The 22,281-nt window shown below is 58.0% G+C and carries 19 protein-coding genes and 1 riboswitch; of the genes, 16 read left to right on the top strand and 3 right to left on the bottom strand.

Annotation, left to right across the window (positions count from 1 at the left end):
* Positions 1 to 55 precede the first annotated feature (55 nt).
* Positions 56 to 847 carry an archaetidylserine decarboxylase gene (gene asd, locus MHI24_RS10280; RefSeq protein ID WP_340025534.1) on the bottom strand — a complete coding sequence of 264 codons (792 nt, stop codon included), beginning with the start codon at positions 845 to 847 and terminating at the stop codon, positions 56 to 58.
* Positions 848 to 939: 92 nt separating this feature from the next.
* Positions 940 to 2,037 (bottom strand): YheC/YheD family protein, encoded by a 1,098-nt coding sequence (locus MHI24_RS10275; RefSeq protein ID WP_340025533.1) that lies wholly within the window; start codon positions 2,035 to 2,037, stop codon positions 940 to 942.
* A gap of 220 nt (positions 2,038 to 2,257) precedes the next feature.
* On the opposite strand from MHI24_RS10275, the gene MHI24_RS10270 reads away from it, so the two are divergent.
* From MHI24_RS10270 to MHI24_RS10205, 14 genes are all read left to right on the top strand, one after another.
* Positions 2,258 to 7,300, top strand: a complete 5,043-nt coding sequence (locus MHI24_RS10270; RefSeq protein ID WP_340025532.1) for a WIAG-tail domain — start codon at positions 2,258 to 2,260, stop codon at positions 7,298 to 7,300.
* 194 nt (positions 7,301 to 7,494) lie between these two features.
* On the top strand, positions 7,495 to 8,337 hold the full coding sequence (locus tag MHI24_RS10265) for a glycosyltransferase (protein ID WP_340025531.1): 843 nt from the start codon (positions 7,495 to 7,497) through the stop codon (positions 8,335 to 8,337).
* Complete coding sequence (locus MHI24_RS10260) at positions 8,334 to 9,320, top strand: glycosyltransferase family A protein (RefSeq protein WP_340025529.1); 987 nt, start codon at positions 8,334 to 8,336, stop codon at positions 9,318 to 9,320. Before MHI24_RS10265 ends, MHI24_RS10260 begins: the two co-directional genes overlap by 4 nt.
* Positions 9,317 to 10,054 carry a glycosyltransferase family 2 protein gene (locus tag MHI24_RS10255; RefSeq protein WP_340025528.1) on the top strand — a complete coding sequence of 246 codons (738 nt, stop codon included), beginning with the start codon at positions 9,317 to 9,319 and terminating at the stop codon, positions 10,052 to 10,054. The genes MHI24_RS10260 and MHI24_RS10255 overlap by 4 nt, the downstream gene beginning before the upstream one ends.
* 47 nt (positions 10,055 to 10,101) lie before the next feature.
* A complete protein-coding gene (locus MHI24_RS10250) occupies positions 10,102 to 10,833 on the top strand; it encodes a sugar phosphate nucleotidyltransferase (RefSeq protein WP_340025527.1) in 732 nt (243 codons plus the stop codon).
* A gap of 110 nt (positions 10,834 to 10,943) precedes the next feature.
* A complete protein-coding gene (locus MHI24_RS10245; RefSeq protein ID WP_238652247.1) occupies positions 10,944 to 11,231 on the top strand; it encodes a DUF3131 domain-containing protein in 288 nt (95 codons plus the stop codon).
* Between the two features lie 33 nt (positions 11,232 to 11,264).
* Entirely contained in the window at positions 11,265 to 11,600 is a 336-nt protein-coding gene (locus MHI24_RS10240) for a restriction endonuclease subunit S (protein ID WP_238652246.1), read from the top strand.
* The gene (locus MHI24_RS10235; RefSeq protein ID WP_340025526.1) at positions 11,597 to 11,908 is read left to right on the top strand and encodes a hypothetical protein; all 312 of its coding nucleotides are present in this window, start codon (positions 11,597 to 11,599) and stop codon (positions 11,906 to 11,908) included. Before MHI24_RS10240 ends, MHI24_RS10235 begins: the two co-directional genes overlap by 4 nt.
* Positions 11,905 to 12,309 (top strand): hypothetical protein, encoded by a 405-nt coding sequence (locus tag MHI24_RS10230; protein ID WP_340025525.1) that lies wholly within the window; start codon positions 11,905 to 11,907, stop codon positions 12,307 to 12,309. The genes MHI24_RS10235 and MHI24_RS10230 overlap by 4 nt, the downstream gene beginning before the upstream one ends.
* Before the next feature lie 204 nt (positions 12,310 to 12,513).
* Positions 12,514 to 13,041, top strand: coding sequence for a GNAT family N-acetyltransferase (locus MHI24_RS10225; protein ID WP_340025524.1), 528 nt, complete (start codon positions 12,514 to 12,516; stop codon positions 13,039 to 13,041).
* Between the two features lie 145 nt (positions 13,042 to 13,186).
* Positions 13,187 to 13,285: riboswitch (purine riboswitch) on the top strand.
* A gap of 61 nt (positions 13,286 to 13,346) precedes the next feature.
* Positions 13,347 to 14,684, top strand: coding sequence for a 5'-deoxyadenosine deaminase (locus tag MHI24_RS10220; RefSeq protein ID WP_340025523.1), 1,338 nt, complete (start codon positions 13,347 to 13,349; stop codon positions 14,682 to 14,684).
* A 575-nt stretch (positions 14,685 to 15,259) separates the two neighbouring features.
* Positions 15,260 to 17,155 carry an LTA synthase family protein gene (locus MHI24_RS10215; protein ID WP_340025522.1) on the top strand — a complete coding sequence of 632 codons (1,896 nt, stop codon included), beginning with the start codon at positions 15,260 to 15,262 and terminating at the stop codon, positions 17,153 to 17,155.
* Positions 17,156 to 17,163: 8 nt separating this feature from the next.
* The gene (locus MHI24_RS10210; protein WP_340025521.1) at positions 17,164 to 18,579 is read left to right on the top strand and encodes a hypothetical protein; all 1,416 of its coding nucleotides are present in this window, start codon (positions 17,164 to 17,166) and stop codon (positions 18,577 to 18,579) included.
* A gap of 113 nt (positions 18,580 to 18,692) precedes the next feature.
* A complete protein-coding gene (locus tag MHI24_RS10205; protein WP_340025520.1) occupies positions 18,693 to 18,866 on the top strand; it encodes an aspartyl-phosphate phosphatase Spo0E family protein in 174 nt (57 codons plus the stop codon).
* Between the two features lie 97 nt (positions 18,867 to 18,963).
* On the opposite strand, the gene MHI24_RS10200 is transcribed toward MHI24_RS10205, so the two are convergent.
* Positions 18,964 to 19,731 carry an AAA family ATPase gene (locus tag MHI24_RS10200; RefSeq protein WP_340025519.1) on the bottom strand — a complete coding sequence of 256 codons (768 nt, stop codon included), beginning with the start codon at positions 19,729 to 19,731 and terminating at the stop codon, positions 18,964 to 18,966.
* A 236-nt stretch (positions 19,732 to 19,967) separates the two neighbouring features.
* Here MHI24_RS10200 and MHI24_RS10195 point away from each other — a divergent pair, with 236 nt between their 5' ends.
* Together MHI24_RS10195 and MHI24_RS10190 are read left to right on the top strand one after the other, a co-directional pair.
* Positions 19,968 to 21,056, top strand: coding sequence for a DUF3880 domain-containing protein (locus MHI24_RS10195; RefSeq protein ID WP_340025518.1), 1,089 nt, complete (start codon positions 19,968 to 19,970; stop codon positions 21,054 to 21,056).
* A 32-nt stretch (positions 21,057 to 21,088) separates the two neighbouring features.
* Positions 21,089 to 22,222 carry a glycosyltransferase gene (locus tag MHI24_RS10190; protein WP_340025517.1) on the top strand — a complete coding sequence of 378 codons (1,134 nt, stop codon included), beginning with the start codon at positions 21,089 to 21,091 and terminating at the stop codon, positions 22,220 to 22,222.
* Positions 22,223 to 22,281 lie beyond the last annotated feature (59 nt).

Raw genomic sequence — 22,281 nt, 5'->3', positions numbered from 1 at the left:
ATTTAAAAGGACTTCAGGCTGTTTCTGCCCGAAGTCCTTTTTGAATGAATTGGCGTTATACCGGCCGCCGCATCTCACCCAGCAGCTCGCCCATCTTCACCTTGGTGTCCGGGGCCAGGCCCGGGCGCGGGGTGAAGGTGCCGCTCTCCATCAGCAGGACGACCGTCGAGCCGAATTCGAAATAAGCCAGGTCGTCGCCCCGCTGCCACTCTGTGGCGGCTTCGTCGGTGTAGCGGATGCTGCTGACATTCATTGCGCCTACCTTGACCACGGCGGTCTCGCCGTAGCTGCCGGCAATATAAGTAATCAGCCGCTCGTTGCGGCTCAGGACACTCTTCATATGCCGCATCCCGAAATCATTCACGGGGTAAGCCCGTCCGCGGATATAGTCGCTCTCCCGCAGCTGTCCGGTTAACGGGGAATGAATCCGGTGATAATCGGTAGGACTCAGGTAGAGGACGAAATAATAGCCCTTTTTATACAGTTCGAGGTGTGGCGAGTGATTAAGCAAATCCTCCAGCGTGTAATCCTGCCCCTTCACATTCATTATTGTTCCGCAGTTGATCTCGCCCATGGCCGTAATCATCGCGTCCACCGGACTGGCTACCGCATGGTCACCACTGGCCACCGGGCGCATTCCCGGCTTCAGGCGGCGGCTGAAGAATTCATTCAGTGTGCGGTATTCGCCCGCAGCCTTCTCTGCCTCGGCCGCCGGAATACCATAGGAACGAATGAATACCGGAATCATAAAGCGGCTAAGTCTGCTGTGGGAAAAAGCCCCCATCAAGCGGGAAAGCCATCTGTGCGAGGACAGCTCGGTCATCAGCCGCAGCAATTGTTTAACCATGCCCATCTCCCTTCCGTCATGCAAGCCGTGTAATCCCGTGCCACCGGGACTCCACCCGCTCTGCATTATATTGACATAGAATAGGAGACAAATCAATAAGAGTTCATTCTTAATGCTGCTTCATGCAGATATCTGGCATAGCCCATAGGCTGCCGGTAGCTGTCTTTCCAGACTCCGCTGAGCCCGGCCTTGCGGAACCCGTAACGCTGGTCGCGTCCGTTGCATTCGATGAAATAGAGGCTCCCCTGCTTCGTCACCCCGATGTCCAGACCGAGATCTGCCAGGCCCGGCAGGCTCTGCTCCAGCTCCCGCGCGATAGCGAGGCTCAGGGAGAGGACGGACATACGGATTCTGGCTGCCTCCTCCCCGGAGAACGCCTTCTCCAGTGCGAGTGACGTCTTCAGGGCCTCCCCTCCCCTGGCAATATTGGAGACGAAGCCGCCCGGCGCAGCGAGCTTGGCGAACATGCCGGTTACCTGCCACGCCCCGCCCCAGCCCCGCTGCACAGATACGCGCAGATCGAAGGGACGGCCGCCGATCTCAGCCAGCGGAATCCGCTCCTGAACCAGATAAGGTACGGCAGCGAGGCGGGCACGGAGAGCCTGGGGGAGCACATCCGGACGAACCGGACGGTGGAACCAGCGCCCTCTGCCGGCAGGGGAATAGCTCCAGATCCACCTTCCCCCGCTGCTGCGGGTCAGACGCATCACGCCGTTGCCGACGCTGCCCCGGCAGGGCTTGAGGATGAGATCGGGATAGCGGTCCATCATCTCTTTTAAGCCGGATAATCCGGATGAAGTGGCAGGCAGTGCCGCCTGCAGCTCCCGGTTCTGCTCCAGCAGGGCGTGGATCTGATCCTTGCCATAGCGGTTGCACCTGTTATAGACCTGAATCCCTTGCTGGAGCAGCCGCTCTACACCGCTGCTGTGCGGATCATAGATCGCCCGGTTGTGGATGATCTCCGGTGTCGGGACCACCTGCCGCCGGTATCCCTGTGCACCCTTTTTTATATAGACACTGCTGAAGCCGGACTGTGTATCGATGTCGGACAGCTTCACAAAGCAAGGGGTTAACCCGTATGCGGCAGCAGCCTCTTCATAGTTGGCCAGAGACTCCTGTCCGGTTCTCAGCCGGGGGACGCCCCCGTGCATAGCAGCATTTAGCAGTATCCCAACGAGCGTTTGCCCCATGTTTGTTCCTCCTGTTATCTAGAAGTAGCTTCCCGGATGATTGACGTCTCCTGTCATTGTATGTATGTACTTGCCCGCCAGGGTTGGACGGATGCGCGGTGGCAGATGCCCTTTTTTACAGTGGAAGGGTAGGTTCCTGCTGGCAGAAAATGGTGTCACCCGCCCATGCCGCTGCATATGATGCCTTGAAGAAACAACAGAGGGAAGGAGGAGACTGCTTATGAAGAGTCCCAAACGAAATCAGCACCGCCGTTCCAAAAAACCGCTTTATTTCGTCGATGATCCCAATACAACTGAACTTAGCATGTTGAACAGCAGTCCCAGAACACAGGAAGACAGAGCTTCTGCTGAGGTGAAGGCCGCTGCAGACCAGGATGAGGCGCTGCAGGTTAGCGGGGTGGCGGCAGAGCTGGTCCGGCAACCCTTGATTGATCAGGAGAATATTCAGGAAACAGCACCGGCAGAGGAACCGCTGAATGAAGGCACAGTGACTATATTTGAAGCAACCGCGGCAGCTCCTGTAGAAAAAGAGCGTCTCCAGCCGGTATACACCGACGACCTCTCCGACGCTGCCGTTACCGGTGCGAAGATTGCCCCCCGGACCATAGACGGCTCCAAGCTGAAGCATGGCATCATTGGCACGCCATGGCTGCAGGACTACGCTGTGCAGAGCATCAACCTTGCGGACAAGGCGGTAACCTCCTCCAAGATTGCGCCGGAATCGGTTACCGGCGAGCATCTGGCGGAGAGCAGCATCAGCGGAGGGAAGCTGCTTGATCATTCGATCGGCGGCGAGAAGCTGAAGGATAGCAGCATCGGTCCCGAGAAGCTGGCGGACCGGATTATCGGCGGAGGGCATATTGCCGACGGGGCGATCAGCAGCAGGCATCTCAGTGAATGCATCATCACGGCGGAGCTGCTGGACGACGGGGCGGTGACCGGCGAGAAAATACTCAGCAGCAGCATTGTCAGCCGCCATATCAGCAACGGCAGCATAGACCGCTCCAAGCTGGCGGATGAAGCAGTATCCGGCGACAAAATTGCCGACGGCGAAGTCAGCAGCGCCAAGCTGGCCGACGCAGTTATCGAGAGCCGGCATGTGGGCGAAGGCGTCATTACCGCTAAGCATCTGGCACCGGGTGCGATCGGACGGGAACAGCTGGCTGCGCGGCTCATCGGCAAGGACCAGCTTCAGCCCGGCATTATCGACAGCGGGCATCTCGCGGACGGAGCTGTCGGCTCACGGCAGATCGCAGCGAAGGGAATCCGCAGCCAGCATCTGGGTCCCGAGAGTGTGACTGCGGAGCATATCGCCGAAGGGGAGATCGGCAGCCGGCATCTGGCCGACCGCAGCATTTCCTTCGTGAAGCTGGCGGAGGGTGCAGTCGGCACAACCCAATTGATCGAGCAGGCGGTCACCTCCTCCAAAATTGCCGACCAGAGCATTCTGCCCCATAAGCTGGCGGACGAAGCAGTTACGACACGCCATATTGCCAAATCCGCTGTACGCGGTCCGCAGATCGCCCTGCAGGCGGTTACCTCCGCACACCTGGCCCGCGAAGCGGTGGATAATTCCCATCTGGCCCCGGAATCCGTAGGCTCAGCCGAGCTGCAGGAGCATTCCGTACAGACCGTTCATCTGGCGAGAGGTGCGGTTACCGAAGAACAGCTGGGCTATGAAGCCGTGACCGGCGAGCATCTGAGCCCGCAGAGTATCACCGCAGCCAAGCTGGCTGACGGCAGCATTACCTCGGCTAAACTGGCCAATGGTGCAGTCGGCGGTTATATCATTGCCAAAGAGGCGGTAAGCGGCGAGCATATTGCTGTCTGTGCTGTGGAAGAGAAGCATCTGGCGGACAGAAGCATCAGCAGCCGGGCACTGCAGGAGGAAGCGGTCGATGCCGGCCATCTGGCGTCCGGTGCCATCGAGCGCCGCCATCTCGGAGACAATAGCGTAACCTCCTCTGCCCTGCAGGCCGGCTCGGTTACGGGAGATAAGCTGTCCTCCGGTGCCGTGAAGGAAGCTCATCTCGCAGCCGCAATCGTGCAGCCCCATCATCTGGCCGACTATGCCGTAACCTCACTCAAGCTGTCGCCGGAGAGTGTCACGACAGATAAGCTGGGCGATCTGTCCGTTACCTCCGTCAAGCTGGCGGACGGCAGTGTAAGTGCGGAGAAGCTGGCAGCATCCGCGGTACAGGGCGAGCATCTGTCGGCAGGGGCAGTGGGCCCGGATTCCCTCAGCAATCTGGCGGTCCAGGGCAGACATCTGGCACCGGGCAGCGTAGGTGGAGCACAGATTCGGCCGATGTCCATCGGCAATGGACATATTCTGCCAAGCTCGATATCCTCCATCCAGATTCAGGACGGCAGCATTGGTGCCGCCAAGCTGGCGGACGGGGCGGTCGCTTCCCGTCACCTGGCCCCGGATAGCGTGGACGGCAGCCATTTGGCTGAAGCATCGGTAGAAGGGCGGCATCTCACAGATGGAGCCATCGCTCTTGCGCATCTGGCAGAGGAGGTGCGCAGCGCACAGATTCTGCCGGACGGCAGCATCGGGCCGGAGAAGCTGGCCCCGGCTGCTGTGGAATCAGTTCATTTAGCAGATGACAGTGTGCAGACGGTTCATTTGGCCCAGGATGTTGTGGAAGGCCGTCATATCCGGGCAGGTGAAATTACGCTTGCCCATCTGGCTGAGGAGACACGCACAGCCGATCTTCTGCCGGATGGCAGCATTACAGGAAGCAAGCTGGGGGCCGGAGCCGTGGGGGCCTATCACCTGGCTGCGGGAAGTGTATATGGCGGACATCTGGCCGCCGGCGCTGTCGACAGCCGTCATCTCCGCTCCGGCAGCATTCTGCGTGAGCATCTGGCACAGGAGGTACTGAGTGCAGAGCTGCTGCCGGATGGCAGTATAGACAGCGTGAAGCTGGCCGCCGGTGCGGTGAGCTCGCTGAATCTGCAGCAGGAGAGTATCTATGGCGAGCATCTGGTCGACGCCATTGTCCAGGAACGGCATCTGCGCCCCGGCTTGATCAAGCTGGCCCATCTGGCGGAGGAAGTGCGGAGCGCCGGATTGCTCCCGGACGGCAGCATTGGCGGAAACAAACTGGCCGCTGGCGCGGTAGGCTCCTTCCATCTGGCGGCGGGCAGTGTGTATGGAGGCCATCTGGCCGCGGATGCAGTCGACAGCCGTCATCTGCGCCCGGGCAGCATCCAGCTTGAACATCTGGCGAAGGAGACGCTGAGTGCAGAGCTGCTGCCGGACGGCAGCATCGACAGCGTGAAGCTGGCCGCCGGTGCCGTGCATACGCAGCATCTGCAGCCGCAGAGCATAGACGGGATTCATCTCGCAGACGGGGCTATACAGGAACGGCATCTGGAGTCAGGAATCATAGGGCTTGCCCATCTCGCGGAGGAAGTGCGGAGTGCAGAGCTGCTGCCGGATGGCAGTATAGATAGCAGGAAGCTGGGCATAGAAGCCGTAGGCTCGCTGCATCTGCAGCCGCAGAGCGTGGATGCAGAACATCTGGCAGACGGGGCTGTCCAGGCGCAACATGTGGGGGCCGGAGTCATCAGGCTGGCCCATCTGGCAGAGGAGGTACGGAGTGCAGAGCTGCTGCCGGACGGCAGTATTAGAGGAAGCAAACTGGCGGCAGGCTCCGTAGGCACTGTCCATCTGGCCTCCGGCAGCGTCTACGGCGGGCATCTGGCTCCTGAAGCTGTGGATAGCTGCCATCTCCGTGCAGGCAGCATCCACCGTGAGCATCTGGCCGGCGATGTTGTGATCTCCGAGCAGCTCCCCGACAGCAGCATTACCGGCGGGAAGCTGGCTCCCGGCAGCATTGGCTCAAGAGAGCTGGCTGAAGGCGCAGTTAGCCATTCCGCGCTGCAGAATGAGGCGGTAGACGGTTCCAAAATCAGCGCCTTCGCCATCCGGTCCCGCCATCTCGGCGAAGACAGTGTGCACAGCCAGCACATCGTCAAAGGGGCGGTGACCAGGGACCATCTGGCGCCGGACAGCATTGACGGGCATCATATCCGCGCCGGCAGCATCCAGCCGGAGCATCTGGCGGAAGATGTAATAACCGCAGAGCAGCTCCCGGACGGCAGTATTACCGGCGGGAAGCTGGCTTCCGGCAGTATCGGGGCCAGAGAGCTGGCTGAAGGCGCGGTAGGCCGGTCCGGATTACAGGATGAGGCGGTGGACGGTTCCAAAATCAGCGCCTTCGCCATCCGGTCCCGCCATCTCGGCGAAGACAGTGTGCACAGCCAGCACATCGTCAAAGGGGCGGTGACCGGGGACCATCTGGCGCCGGACAGCATTGACGGGCATCATATCCGCGCCGGCAGCATCCGGCCGGAGCATCTGGCGGAAGATGTAATAACCGCAGAGCAGCTCCCGGACGGCAGTATTACCGGCGGGAAGCTGGCTCCCGGCAGCATTGGACCAAGAGAGCTGGCTGAAGGCGCAGTTAGCCATTCCGCGCTGCAGAATGAGGCGGTAGACGGTTCCAAAATCAGCGCCTTCGCTATCCAGTCCCGGCATCTGGAAGAGGACAGCGTGCAGAGCTATCACATTGTCGAGGGAGCGGTGACCGGGGAGCATCTGGCACCAGACATTATTGACGGGCATCATATCCGCGCCGGCAGCATCCGGCCGGAGCATCTGGCTGGAGATGCGCTGACTGCAGAGCAGCTCCCGGACGGCAGTATTACCGGCGGGAAGCTGGCTTCCGGCAGTATCGGGGCCAGAGAGCTGGCTGAAGGCGCGGTAGGCCGGTCCGGATTGCAGGATGAGGCGGTGGACGGTTCCAAAATCAGCTCCTTCGCAGTCCAGTCCCGCCACCTCGACGAAGACAGCGTACACAGCCATCATATTGTCCAGGGGGCGGTGACCGGAGACCATCTCGCTCCCGGATCGGTGAACCCGGAGCATCTGAGCTTCCGTCCGGTGCAGAGTGCCGGGAACCGGGATGTCCTGCAGCAGTTTGGTATGACGGCGTTTATGTTTAACGGCGATGCCCAGAGCGTTGAGGTTACGGTATCTTTTGACGAGAGCTTCGGCCATACCGGCTATGTGCTGGTCGCCATGACCAATCAGCCGTACTTCCATGCCTCGCTGAAGAACAGGGCAGGTGCAGAGGCGGTGATTGAAGTGGTGCGGCTGCGCGAGACCCAGCATTTCTATGGCGTGCTGTCCTGGATTGCCCTCGGGACTCCGCTGGGCAGACCTGCAGCAGACCACCGTGCTTTTGACTGACCGGAAACAGGATATACCGATTTGGGGCGCAGCCGCTGGCTGCGCCTTATTGGTATGGCAAGCGCGGAGATAGCGGCATCTGTCCAATTATCTGGTCCCGGGGTGACACTTGCCGTTACCGGGGATGGCCGCATACATAGACTATGGTGTAACCCTCAGCCCGGGAACAGCCCTCTGAAGGAAGGTGAACGAATATGAAGCCTAGACGAACATCTGCCCGCCGCACTGGACGCCGGGCAGCCCGGCCGGCACGGCGGCCGGTGATCCGGCCGATTCCCTCTGCCGTGCCGCCTGCGGTGAATCACCCTGAGCCTTACGTATCGGTGATTATCCCCGCGATGAATGAAGAGCAGACCATTGAAGCAGTGATTGCCGGAGCCAGAGGCGTTCATCCCCGCTGTGAGGTTATTGTGATTGTTAACGGATCTGCTGACCGGACAGCAGAACTTGCTCGCTCCTGCGGAGCGAAGGTCATGGTGTATGAGCAGCCCCTCGGGCATGATGTCGGGCGCAGCTTAGGCGCTGCGGCGGCCAAGGGAGAGGTTCTGTTGTTCACCGACGGGGATCTGGTCATTCCTGCCCCCAAGCTGCGGCCTTTCGTGACAGCGGTCAGCGGCGGGGCGGACCTGGCGCTCAACGATTATTCCGGTCCGGTCCGGGGCAGGCTCCCGCATCCGGTGGTGCTCTCCAAGCATGTGCTTAACCTTCTGCTTGGAAGGCCTGACCTGAAGGGCTGCTCCATTACAGCCGTCCCCCATGCCATCAGCCGCAGAGCCCTGGAGGTTCTGGGCAGCGGGGGGCTGTCGCGGCCTCCGCTTGCCCATGCGCAGGCGGTGCTGAACGGTCTGGCGGTGACGGCGGTGCAGCACGTGCCTGTAGGCAGGATGAACGCCGTCCGGCGGAAGGTGAGCGGCAGCGATCCCCTGCAGGAGATCATCCTGCGGGATCATCTGGAGGCTGCGGCCCTGGTGCTGGAACACAAGGGAGGCCGGGCGGGCTTCGGTGACGGTACCCGGCGAAGGGAATGGGTGAGATGATGGCAGAGCAGGAACTATCCGTCAGCGGATTGTCTTCAGCGGGACGCAGGGCTTCCGGGCGCAAAGGCTCTTCAGGCCGCACCGCGTCCGGCGGCCCGGCGCGGGGGACGGCTAAGGCTGCCAAGCGGTCCGTCCGCCGCAGACCGGCCGGGCCCGGACCGCGGCGCTCCCGGTCCGGGCGGACATCCGGACCCGGGTATGCGGTCCGGATCTCTCCCGCCTGGCGCGGCTCGCTGTCGGTCATTATCTCGGCAAGGAATGAGGAGCAGACCTTGCCGAAGCTGCTGGAGCAGGTAATGCGGCTCCGGCCGCTGGAGATTATTGTGGTGCTGAACGGCTGCAGTGACCGCAGCTTTCAGCGTACCCGGCTGTGCCCGCAGGCGATGGTTGTCTGCCTGCCGGAACCGGCCGGGCATGATGTCGGACGTGCGCTGGGCGCGAAGCTCAGCCGGGGAGAGCTGCTGCTTTTTCTGGACGGGGATATGGTCATTCCTGCCGGGCAGCTGACTCCGTTCGTAGCGGCGGTAGACCAGGGGGTAGATGTGGCGCTTAATGATCTGGACCCCCTGCTGCCGCCATTTGGCTTAAGTGATGCGGTTACCCGCTGCAAGCTGTATCTGAATCAGGTGCTCGGCCGCCCTGATCTCGGGGTCAGCTCTATGACGGCTGTTCCCCATGCATTGTCCCGCCGGGCGCTGGAGAGAATCGGTTACCGTGAGCTGATGGTTCCGCCGAAGGCGCTGGCACTCTCCATTCTGGGAAGGCTGCGGGTGGAAAAGGCCGGAGCGGTGAATGTGATTAAGCAGAACCGGCTCCGCCAGGGCAACACGGGGGCCGGCAACGCTATAGAACGGCTCATAGCAGGCGACCATGCTGAAGCGCTGGCCTGGGTGATTGCCGAGCAGCGGTCCGGCGGACAGCTGACGGCAGAGAACCTGCAGGAGCACCGCAGACAGATCGCTGCCTGGAGGAACGCTCTATGACACTGACCAGCATTATTATTCCAACCTATAACAGACTCGGGCTGTTGCGCTCCTGTGTTGAATCAATCAGGGCCTACACCCGGTCTGCTTATGAAATTATTGTAGTGGACAATGCCTCGGATGACGGTACAGAAGCCTATTGCCGCGAGAGCAAGCTGACGTTCATCTCCCTGCCGGAGAACCGCGGGTTCCCGCAGGCCTGCAATCTGGGGCTGCAGCTGGCGGCGGGCGATGAGCTGCTGCTGCTGAACAATGATGTCATCGTGTCGCAGGGCTGGCTGGATAATCTGAAAAGAGCTTTGTACAGTGCTTCCGATATCGGAATTGTCGGACCGGTGACGAATTATGCCAGCGGCCGGCAGCAGGTGCAGACCAGCTATACGGACATTGCCGGGTATCATGCCGAGGCGGCCCGGGCGAATCTCCCGGATGCGGCGAAATGGATGGAGACCCGGAGGGTGGTCGGCCTGTGCTTTTTGTTCACAAGACAGCTTATGGATACCATCGGCCTGCTCGATGAACGGTATTCGCCGGGCCATTACGAAGACGACGATTACTGCTACCGCGCCCGGCTGCAGGGCTACCGGCTGCTGATTGCCGGAGACTGTCTGGTTCATCACGAAGGCAGCGCCAGCTTCAGGGAGGTCTATTCCGCTTCGCTGCAGGAGCTGGTGGAGCGTAACCGCAGGATTTTTATGGAGAAGTGGCAAGTGGACCCGTCGCAGTTCATCTGAGCCATCCGGCCGAAGGCTAAAGACGTAGATAAAGAGGAGGAAAGTAAGTGAAAGGAGTCATATTGGCGGGCGGAACCGGAACAAGGCTATATCCGCTGACCCGGCTTATGAACAAACATTTGCTTCCGGTCGGCAAATACCCTATGGTGTGCTATGGGATCGAACGGCTGCGCCAGGCGGGAATTACCGATATTCTCCTGGTCATCAGCAAGCAGTCTGCAGGACAGTATACTGACTTTTTGGGCAGCGGCGCGGAATTTGGCGTATCTCTGACTTACAAAATCCAGGAGGCGGCAGGCGGCATTGCGGAAGCGCTGGAGCTGGCGGAAGGATTCATTCTGCCCGGTGAACGTTTTGTCGTGCTGCTGGGCGATAATTTGTTTATAGATGAACTGGGCCCCTACGTGGAAAATTATATGCAGCAGCCGGAGGGAACGGCCAAGGTGCTCCTGAAGCCGGTCGAGGATGCGCGGAGATACGGGGTTCCGGTGTTTGACAGCGCAGATGCCTCCCTGATTGCTTATATTGAAGAGAAGCCGGAGCAGCCGAAGACGAAATTCTGCGTGACCGGCATATATATGTACGATGAAGCGGTATTCGATATTATCCGCCGTGTGTCACCTTCAAGAAGAGGAGAGCTGGAGATCACCGATGTGAACAATATCTATGCCGCCGAGCGCAAGCTGAGCTATGATGTGCTGCAAGGCTGGTGGAGTGACGCGGGAACCTTCCAGTCTCTGCGCGAAGCCGGCGAGAAGCTGCGGGATACGCTGCCCTGAGGGGCGGCGTTTTTTTTTTGTAGTCCCGTAACTTGCCGCGCCTTCTCCGCACCGTCAAGGCGGATGCCGCATATGCTGTAGCAGGGCGTTTGAGCAAAGGAGACATGAAGGTGCAGAGTAAAATTACGAAAGTCCTGCAGCACATGGCCCATACGCACGAACAAATGGCACGGATTCTCGACGCCGAACGCCACGTAGCCGTCCGTATGTCGCAAATAGTTCACGATCTGCCGGATGCGGACCCTGATTTCGGCGGATTCAGTGGGCTGGTCGAAAGCTCAGGTCAGGTCAACAAAAGCATTATTGCCTACTTGAACGCCTTCGCTGATCTGGAAGAGGCGATGGCCGAGGGAGTGGGCAGAGTCATTAAGGAACTCAATGGTCAGGAAGAAGAGTAAGGGTAACGCGTACCCGGGGCAAGGAGGCGGAGGATGAGCAGAGAAAAGGCGTATCTGCAAATGCTGGAGTCAACCGCTGTTATCCAGTGGAACATCGCGATGATTCTTGAGGCCAAGGCGGTGGAAGCGGAAAAAGTGAAGCAGTGGACCCATCATCATATCCACGCTAGAGCATTCGACTCCCATGAAGATCAGCTGAAGGAATCCATCTCCATTCATGATGTTATCGTCGAGATGGTGGAGGGGCTGACGAAGCTGGAGAACGGGCTGTACAGCAATCTCAAGGCCGTGCTGGGCAGCGGTGAGGATGAAGGCGGCGATTTCGGAGGAGACGGGGACGGATTCAGCTTTGGAGATGACAGCAAATGAGCGGCGGGCTGCTCTCCGAACACGCCGTCAAGCTGGAGATGATCCGCTCGATCGCCCGCAGCCAGGCAGCGCTCGCAGCCATTCTGGAGAGTATTGCCGAGGTTACGGGGCAATCGGAGCTGACAGCCCGCAAGCTAAGCGACAATATCAGAATTCTCAGCGGGTACCAGAGCGCGATGTGCCGGATGTTGTCCGGGATCTCGCTGCATGAGCCCAAAGAAGGAGTGCCTGCTGCGCCCTGGCTGAGCAAGGCCTGCTCAGAGGGGAAGGCCGGCAAAAGACGAAGTACAGGAGGCGTAGAGACATGAAGAGAAAGAGACAGGGCAAGCTTCGCTCCACAAGCAAGGGCGCAAGACGCAGACCGCTGCTGTCCCGGAAAGCGCGCCTGCGCAAGAGCACCGGCGGCAAGACGCGCAAAGCCCTGCACGGCAAGGGCGGCAAGAAGCCGCTGCTGCTGCGCAAAAAAAGAAGACTGCGCCGCCGCCTGATCCGCAGACGCCGCGTAGTACAACCGCCGGTGCAGGTGACACCGGCTATCGAGACGCCGCTATCGCCACAGGTGGTGCCGCTCCCCCCAGACCTGGGCGTCCCTCCGGAACAGCCGCCGGGAGACGCCTATCAGCAGGGCTACACCGAAGCATACAACGTGGGGTTCGACGCCGGTTTCGCCAAGGGCTTCGAGGACGGACACAAGCTGGAGCTGGGCTGACAGAGCCGCACGCAGCAAGCGGTTGAACCTGAACCGCTAAGGGATAGGGCTATAGAGGAGGACGCAGCTTGCGCCGTCATCTATAGCCCTAGTTTGGGGATAGCGGCGTGAAGCGGGGCTATCGGATTTTCCGTCCGGATGTGGTAGACTTCTTAACAGAACTTTTACCGGGTTCACCATTCGGACAGGAAAGCGGGGATGTACATGAGCGGAAATGAGATACGGAGAGCGCACAGCGGAGAGATTCAGGAGATTATGAATCTGATTTCCAAATGTGTACAAGTCATGCAGGCCGGCGGAAGCGATCAATGGGATGAGAGCTATCCGAACCGTGAGGTCATTAGCGGGGACATCAGGAACGGAACCTTGTTTGTCTGCACCGATCAGGGAGCGATTGCCGGAATTCTTGTGCTGGACGAGAATCAGGCGGAGCAGTATCAGGACATAGAGTGGTTAGAGACGCAAGGGCCGCATCTGATCATGCACCGGCTTGCGGTCCATCCGGAGATTCAGGGCAAGGGAATCGCCCGGCGGCTGATCGCTTTTGCCGAGGAGTTCGCCCGCAGCGGCGGATACAGCAGCATCCGGCTGGATACCTATGCGAAGAATGATAAGGCCCTCCGGCTGTATCCTTCACTGGGTTACCTGCAGAGGGGAGAGGTGCGTTTTCCCGGACGTACGGCGGATTTTCCTGTATTCGAGAAGGTGTTGACGGAAATTTCCGAGAGATGACAGGGTTTGTGTTATGTAAAATAACATATTAATCGCTGGTAAATCATAATTCGGAGCAGGATATACAACATAAGTATGAATGTGTTAATTTTAGTTACGTATATTGACATGAAAGTTGTCTTCGAAGTATGATGGGATTATTCATAAGCTATCGAATAGTCCTTTTCGTATAACCTTAATAATTGGATTAAGGGTCTCTACCGGGAACCGTAAATTTCTGGCTACGAAAATATGCTATGGCATATTTTTGTGGCTATTTTGCGTTGAAATCACGCCGGACATCAACCAGCCAGGAGGAGAAGACAATGGCCAATATCCTGATCAGACATGCTGAGATTATTACAATGAACAAACAGGAGGATATCATCCACGGAGACATCCGCATCAGGGATAACCTGATTGTGGAGATCGGGAGCGGCCTTGAAGCGCAGGGAGACGAGCGGGTGATCGACGCTGCGAACCGGACAGTTATTCCCGGCTTTGTGCAGACCCATATTCACCTGTGCCAGACTCTTTTTCGCGGGAAAGGGGATGATCTGGAGCTGATGGACTGGCTGCGTAAACGGATCTGGCCGCTGGAGGCAGCGCATGATGAGGATTCCCTGTATTACTCCGCCATGCTGGGGATTGGCGAGCTGATTACCAGCGGGACAACCACAATCGTCGATATGGAGACCGTCCATCACACGGATTACGCCTTCCAGGCGATTGCGGCAAGCGGCATCCGCGCCTTGTCCGGCAAAGTGATGATGGATCAGAAGAACCCGGAGGCGCCGGCGGCGCTCCAGGAGGACACCGCAGCCTCGCTGCAGGAGAGTGTGGATCTGCTGGAGAAGTGGAACGGGTACGGGAACGGCCGGATTCAGTACGCGTTCTCGCCGCGTTTTGTGATCTCCTGTACGGAGGAGCTGCTGAGGGAGGTGGGCAGTCTCTCGGCCCGCTACGGGGTTAAGGTGCACACCCATGCCTCGGAGAATCCGGGGGAGATTGAGCTGGTGCAGGCGATGACCGGGATGCGCAATGTCGTCTACCTGGACCACCTGGGACTGGCTAATGAACGGCTGATTCTGGCTCACTGTGTCTGGCTGGATGCGGAGGAGAAGCGGATTCTGCGGGACCGGGGGGTCCATGTCAGCCATTGCCCGGGCTCTAACCTCAAGCTGGCCTCCGGCATCGCTGATACCCCGGGAATGCTGCAGGAGCATATTCACCTCAGTCTGGGGGCGGACGGTGCCCCGTGTAATAACAACCTCGACATGTTCAACGAGATGCGGCTGGCGGCAATTATCCAGAAGCCGGGGCATGGACCTACGGCGATGGATGCGCGGAGCGTGTTCCGGATGGCGACTATCGGCGGAGCGAAGGCGGTAGGCATGGAGGATCAGATCGGCAGCATCGAGGTCGGCAAAAAAGCGGATCTGGCGATCCTCAATCTCTACAACTTCCATACGTTCCCCTCCTATGATGTGGACCCTATTTCGCGGATCGTCTACTCCGCCACCCGCGCCGATGTGGAGACAACCATCGTGGACGGCGAGATTCTGATGGAGAAGGGGCTGCTGAAGACAGTCGATAAGGAGGTTGTGCTGCGTGAGGCCAACCGTTCCATTACAAGACTCCTGGGGAAGACGCGGTTAGCCTGAGCGGGAGCGGGAAGCTGCCAAGTAACTGAGATTTAAGCTATAGCTTTGCAGGGGACTTCGTTCCTCTGCTTTTTTTGTTGTGTAATCGAAAAAGCGAACACATTGGGCGCTACGTTGGTGCGTGGATCAAATGTAATCGAAAAAGCGAACACATTGGGCGCTACGTTGGTGCGTGGATCAAATGTAATCGAAAAAGCGAACACATGGGGAGCTGCATGGGTGCGTGGATCAAATGTAATCGAAAAAGCGAATACATGGGGCGCTACGTTGGCGCGTGGATCAAATGTAATCGAAAAAGCGAACACATGGGGCGCTACGTTGGCGCGTGGATCAAATGTAATCGAAAAAGCGAACACATGGGGCGGGCGCAGGGGTAAGCGGGCCGGATGTTTACGGGCAGGTGATTGTGTTTTCTGAAAAATGAACCTTTTCCCCCTCTGAATGGTTTAGTACTATGGCCCTCTCTTTTGATTCCTTTTACAAGTATTGCTATACTAGAGCAACGTGAGCTTTTTACAGAAATAAGGAATTATTCTTACACCACTATTTAATGAAGAGAGTAAGAGGGGATTACAATGAGAGAGGGCAAGCCTGCGCCGTGGCAGGCGCATTTCTATATCGTGGCGGGGCTGGTCTGGCTGAAGCTGCTGCTCCTGAGGATGCTGTTCTTCGAGCGGATTGCCTGGCAATGGATCGCGGCAGATCTGGCGCCGGTGCTGCTCATTATGGGTGTGCTGGCTGCCTTGACTCCCGGACGGATGAAGAAGGCGGTCTTCTGGGGCTTCAATGGCCTAATGTCGCTGCTGCTTTTTGCCGCCAGTGTGTACTTCAATCACTTCGGCTCAGTCCCGACGTATCTGGCGCTTTATGAGCTGAATCAGGTCTTCCAGGTAAAAGAGAGCGTGGAATCAACGATTGAGCTGGTAGATTATCTGTTTTTTGCCGATCTGGCAGTCATCTTGCTCTATTCGCTCTTCCGCAGATGGAAGCAGGGGCCGGCGCTGTACCGGAGCAGTCCGTCCTCACGCAGAAGCCGGAGGGTCTACCGGGTAGTATGGCTGGTTGGAATCCTCGGCGGCGGATTGCTCTCGGCCTATTCGATCAATTCAGCCCGGGGAATTACCAATGAGCTGGTCCAGGCGGAGAGCGCCGGCTTCCTGAATTATGAGGTGGTGGCGGCGATCAAGGCCCGGGAGGATAACGGCCTGATCGGCACCGGGGATATTCAGGAGACGATAGAGAAGGTAAGAGCGCTGGAGGCTACTTATCCCTATCAGACCCAGGCAGGCGCAGTGCCGAAATATTTCGGCTCGCAGAAGAACAAGAACGTTATCATCATCCAAATGGAGGCGTTCCAGAACTTCCCGCTGCATCAGAAGCTGGAGGGCCGGGAGCTGACACCGGTGCTGAACAGCCTGGCAGACGGGGGCTTCTATTTCCCGCATGTGTACCAGCAGGTGGGTCCGGGCAATACCTCTGATGCAGAGTTCATGAGCAACACCTCGATCTACCCGATCGCCACACTCGCTATGTCAACCGGCTTCGGCGACCGGGAGCTGCCGGCGCTGCCGCGTCTGGTGCGGGACCACGGGTATGAGGCGTATACGTTCCATATCAATAAGGCAGGCTTCTGGAACCGCAATAAGCTGTATCCCGCGCTTGGCTTCAACGGGTATTATGACAAGCCGGCCTTCAAGAATGACCACTTCAATAACTTCGGGGCCTCCGACGAGCAGCTCTACGCCACCGCTGTACAGAAGCTGGCCGCGCTGCAGAAGAAAGGGACGCCATACTATGCCCAACTGGTCACCGCCTCCAGCCATCATCCGTTCCGGGTCCCGGACAGCTTCAAGAAGCTTCAGGTGCCGGACCGGCTGAAGGATACGATGCTGGGCGATTACCTGACAGCAGTAAATTATACCGATTATGCGATCGGTACGCTGATTGACGGGCTGAAGCGGGAGGGCATGTGGGAGAACACCATGCTGGTGCTGTACGGCGACCACTTCGGCCTGCAGCCGAAGGATGTTCCGGCGGAGCAGGTGGAGGAAGCGCTTGGCATCAAGTATGATGACCGGATCAGCCGCTTCAACATTCCGCTGATTATTCATGTGCCCGGCATGGAGCAGGGGCAGGTCGTGGAGCGGACCGGAGGACAGCTTGATGTGCTGCCTACCGTAGCCAATCTGCTCGGCATTTCACTGAAGGAGGAAGGCTTCACGGCCTTCGGGCATGATCTGCTTAATATTGACCGCAATATCGTAGGCATGAGGTATTATTTGCCGACAGGCTCGTTTTTTAACGATGAAGTGATGTTCGTGCCGGGAACCGGCTTCGCGGACGGCGAGGCGTTCTCGCTGGATACGTATAAGAAGGTAGATGATTTCAGTAAATACCAGAGTGATTATGACTATATCCTGAAGCTGATGGGCTTATCGGATCAATATGTGAAGCTGCTGCCGCAGCGTTAGGAGGAATTATGAGACAACGGTTCAAAGCGGAATACCTGATTGCCCTGGCAGGCTCCGTCCTCATTATTTATTTGCTGTTCACAGGGCCGTTTAGAGGCGTGGCCGACAATGGCGATTTCCTGCGGATGATGAATACGATCGGACTGAATTATTACGATGCTGCGGAGAGCTACGCGGACCGTTTTTTCAGCTTCAGCCATTCCAGGTTTGCCTATGATGATCTGTTCCGGGGCTTCTACCCCTCCTCGCAGATTCTGGTGGTGCTGGTGCCGCGGCTGATTGCCGGGCTGGTGCACGGCAGTTACTTCGATATCCGTATCCTGGGCGCGGTATATGCGCTGCTGCTGCTGTCGGCGACCTGGCTGATTGTCAAGGTTGGGACGAAGGCATCTTATGTAACCGGTCTGCTGCTTGGTGCGGCGGTGCTGTTCGTATTCTATGATATCGGCTATCTCTCCTATTTCAATTCCCTGTTCGGTGAACCGGTGTCTATGGTCTTCATGCTGCTTACGTTCGCGCTGGGCCTGAGACTTGCCGGCCAGGAGCGGCCAACCCCAAGAGGCCTGGTCCTGTTCTTCATCGCCGTGCTGTTCCTGGTCTGCTCCAAAATCCAGAATGCGCCGGTCGGCCTGGCCTTTGCCCTGATCTTCCTCCGCTTGCGGATGCTGAATGGAACAGGGAACTGGCGCAGGCTGGCGCTCTGGCTGGCCGTGAGTACTGCACTGGTGTCGGTCGTCATGTATGCGGCTGCGCCTAAGGAACTGAAGCACATCAATCTCTATCAGACGGTATTCTTCGGGATTCTCAATGAATCGCCGGATGTGAAGGGGGATCTGCGGGATCTGGGCCTGCCGGAGCGGCTTGAGGTGCTGGCGGGCACGAACTATTTCCAGACAGATACGGCGATCAAGCAGGATGATCCGTCATTAACTCCCGATTTCTATGACCGGGTCTCGCATAAGGATGTGCTTTTCTTCTATCTGAAGCATCCTGTCCGGCTGCTGGACAATATGAAATATGCTGCCGAGAACAGCATGGCGATCCGCCCCTATTATCTGGGAAGCTATGAGAAAAGTGAGGGCAAGCCGCCGGGAGCGGTAGCGGGTGTATACAGCGGGTGGAGCGAGCTTAAGAACAAGCATCTGCCGCATTCTCTCGGCTTCCTCGCCTTATTCTATCTCGTATATTACGCCGGAGTGCTGTACGAGTACTTCCGGAGTAAGCAGACCGCCGGGCGGATTGCCGGAGAGCTGATGATGCTGCTGGGACTGATCGGGCTGTTCTCCTTCCTCGTTCCGATCCTCGGGGACGGCCGCGCGGATATCGGCAAGCATCTGTTCCTGTTCAATGTCTGCTTCGATATGATGGCGGTGGCCATGTTCGGCTGGGCCGTGCATAAGCTGGTTCTGGTGCTCAAAAGATAGTCCCTGCTAACCGTTGGATTGACCCATAGCGGATTATAGAATACAATGTGTTTGGAACTTTAGTACAAGAGTGGAAATGGCTTGAAACAGCCTCATCCTATAAGGGGGCCGCTATGGGAAATGATGAATACAAGCATAAGATTGAGCAGGCAAGACAGGAGTTGAACAGACTGGCCCTGGAATACGGGATGCAGGATGTACGGGTACTCCGTCAATCGGTGAAGCTGGATGCGCTCCTGAATGAGTATAGTGACTGCAGTGCAGAGAAGGATGATCAGCTTTATTAGAGAATGAACCCTAAGCTATGCCAATCCCGAAGACACTTTGACGGTTAACGCCGCAGGGTGTCTTTTTTGCAGATTAATATTTATATACTAGGGTGTTCTATTCCCCCAGCAGCTCGCGCAGCATCTTCTGCCGGTCCGTCATGAACGCGCGGGTCACCGAATAATGCTCCGTCTCCTCCAGCGCCACCGTCCTGATCTGTTCTCCCTCCAGCAGGTAGATATCCGCCCCCGGATAGGCCATCAGAATCGGCGAGTGGGTAGCGATGATGAACTGTGAATTCTGCTTCACCAGCTCATGCATCCGCGCCAGCAGCGACATTTGCCGCACAGGAGACAAGGCTGCCTCCGGCTCGTCCAGAATATAGAGGCCCTGCCCGCCGAAGCGGTGAACGAATGTGGCGAAGAAGGATTCCCCGTGAGACTGCTCATGCAGCGAGCTCCCGCCATAGGAATCTTTGACCGGCCGCCCCGCCATTGGATCTTCATCCAGCTCATCAATATAAGAAGCCACATTGTAATAACTCTCCGCCCGCAGGAAAAAGCCGTCCTTCGGCCGCCGGACCCCTCTAGCAATCCGCAGATATTCATAGAGACCCGAATGCGAGGCACGGGTGTTGAACGAGAAGTTCAGCGTACCGCCCTCCGGGTTGAAGCCCCAGGCCGCCGCGATCCCCTCCAGCAGTGTTGATTTGCCCGTTCCATTCTCCCCCGCCAGAAAAGTAACCGGCTGCTCAAAGGCAATCCGCTCCAGCGAACGCACCACCGGCAGCTTAAACGGATACATCCCGAAGGAAGGGACCTGCTCGCGCAGCAGCTCCACATACCGGATATACAGCATCGGACCGTAGATTGAACTTGAACTCATGACAAAATTCCCCCTTTATAGGCTCTTCTCCAGCGAAGGGTTGCTCCTCTGATTGTAAATGATTTCCCTGTCCCCCGCCAAGAGCGTGGACAAACGGCAAGGGTTCGGGCCAAGCGGGCGAATGACAGGGGGCATCTGCCAATTTCACCGCGATACAGACAGATGTCCATGAGGCGGATGCTGACTCCGCATATAGTACTACTGTCTTGAGAATACGACGGGGCAGGGTGAAGGCCGTGATAGCAAAAAAGAGAAGCGGACATCCGCGCGATTACCGGGAGGGTTATCTGCAAGGATACCATCTCGGCCTGTGTGAAGCCGTCAAGCGCATGAGTACCCCTGAGGTAGGAGCCTCCCGGCCGCTGAGGCTGATGTACGTTCCGCAGGGATTTCAGGCGATTGACACAGGAATGGCAGAAGCGCTGCGTCTGCTGGTTAGCGAACTGATTATCTGTTCTCCGGAAACGATGCTGGAGGTGGCGGCGCGCGAGTCGCCGGAAGCGGTGCTGGTGATGAACGGGCTGCATGTGTTTCCTGAGAATCATCTTGACCAGATCGATGCAATTAGACAGCTGGGCATCAAGACGGCGATCTGGTTTGTGGATGACCCATATTTCACAGAGGATACCTCAGTCATCTGCAAGCATTATGATTATGTATTTACGCATGAACTGAACTGTGTGGAATTCTACCGTTCCCTCGGGATGACCTCAGTGTACTATCTTCCGCTGTGTGTCAATCCGCAGATGTTCTACCCCCGCCGGACGGGGCCGCAGTATCACTACGATGTGGTGTTTATCGGCAACGCCTTCCGCAACCGGACAGAGCTGTTCGATCAGCTGGCCCCGTTCCTGCGCGGCAAGAAGGTGCTGATTGCCGGGGGATTCTGGGAGAGGCTGAACTGCTACCAGGAGCTGTTGCCTTTCATCAAAAGCGGGTTCATGCCGCCGGAAGAGACCGCCAATTATTACAGCGGCGCGAAGCTTGTCATTAACATCCACCGCCCCTGGGAAGGCGGGCAGGATAACCGGAATACCTTCCAGCTGCCGTCCCTCTCCATTAATCCGCGGACCTACGAGATCAGCGCCTGCGGAACCATGCAGCTGACCGACATCCGCGGCGATCTGGACAGCCACTACACACCGGGCCGCGATCTGGAGACCTTCGCTTCCGCCGACGAGCTGAAGCGCAAAATTGAATATTACCTGAATCACGAGAAAGAGCGCCGACAGTATGCGCTGCGCGGACTGCGGACCACGCTGCTGCGCCATACGTTTACTTCGCGCCTGCCTCACTTACTGGGAGTTCTTACTGCGCAAGGGTGAAATTCAATCAGGAATAAAAGGAGCGAATAGTTATGAACAACGAGTTTATCATGCCTGCCCCTCCATTGCCGAGGACCCCTGCGGAGGAGGAGAAGCTGCGGGGACGCCTCAACGGCTTCAAGACCGGCTACGATGAGGGGTATCTGCGCGGGCGCCTGGCGATTCTGGACGGCCGGCCCGAGGAGCCGCAGCCGGTGCGGAGCATCCATGTCATGTACGTGGCTTCGGGCAAAGGTTATCCGTATTCTCCGCTGGATGAGGCGGTGCTCTCCTCACTACAAAGACTGACGGCCCAGGTGACCGTGACCGATGTGCGCCAGAATCTGGTGGAGCTGGCCGCAGCCCAGCGCCCCGATCTGGTGCTGGTACTGGACGGCATGGATCTGCCGCTGGAGCAGGTTGCCGTGCTGCGCGGCCAGGGGATCAGAACCGCCATTTGGCTTACGGACGATCCGTACTATACCGACTTCACCATTAAAATCGTTAACCACTATGACTATGTATTCACACTGGAGCGCAATTGCGTGGAGTTCTACCGGGGCTTAGGGTGCAGCGAGGTCCATTACCTTCCGTTCGCCGCCTACCGCGAGCACTACCGTCCGACGACCGGGCGTTCGCCGATCAGCCGTGACGTCAGCTTCATCGGGTCTGCATACTGGAACCGGATCAATTTCTTCCGCGACATTATGCCTGAGCTGATGAGCTACAACACCGTCATTAACGGCATCTGGTGGGACCGGTTGCCTGAAGCGCCGCTCTATGGCGACCGGATTGAGATCGGCAAATGGATGTCTCCGCAGGAGACGGCGGTTGCCTACAGCGGATCGAAGGTGGTCATCAACCTCCACCGCTCGCACATCGATGAGGCCGTCAACAATAACACGCTGATTATTCCGGCGGTATCGCCGAATCCGCGCACGTTCGAGATTGCCGCCAGCGGCACCCTGCAGCTCTGCGATGCCCGCGAGGATATGGGGTCCTTCTACAAGGTCGGGGAGGAGATCGACACCTTCAGCAGCCCCAGAGAGATGCTGGATAAAATCCAGTATTACCTGACTCATGAAGAGGAACGCCGGGAGATGGCGCTGCGCGCCTTCGAGCGGACGCTGAAGGACCACACGTACAGCAAACGCCTGACCCAGATGCTGAACATTATCTACGGCTGACCGGCGAAGTCTGCGGCAGGGAACAAAAATGTGTATTTCACAGGGGTCAGGTGTCGTGC

This window comes from Paenibacillus sp. FSL K6-1096, assembly GCF_037977055.1.
Classification (GTDB): Bacteria; Bacillota; Bacilli; order Paenibacillales; family Paenibacillaceae; genus Paenibacillus_AQ.
The sequence above is the reverse complement of the archived record's forward strand: the minus strand, read 5'-3'. Positions and strand labels throughout refer to the sequence as shown.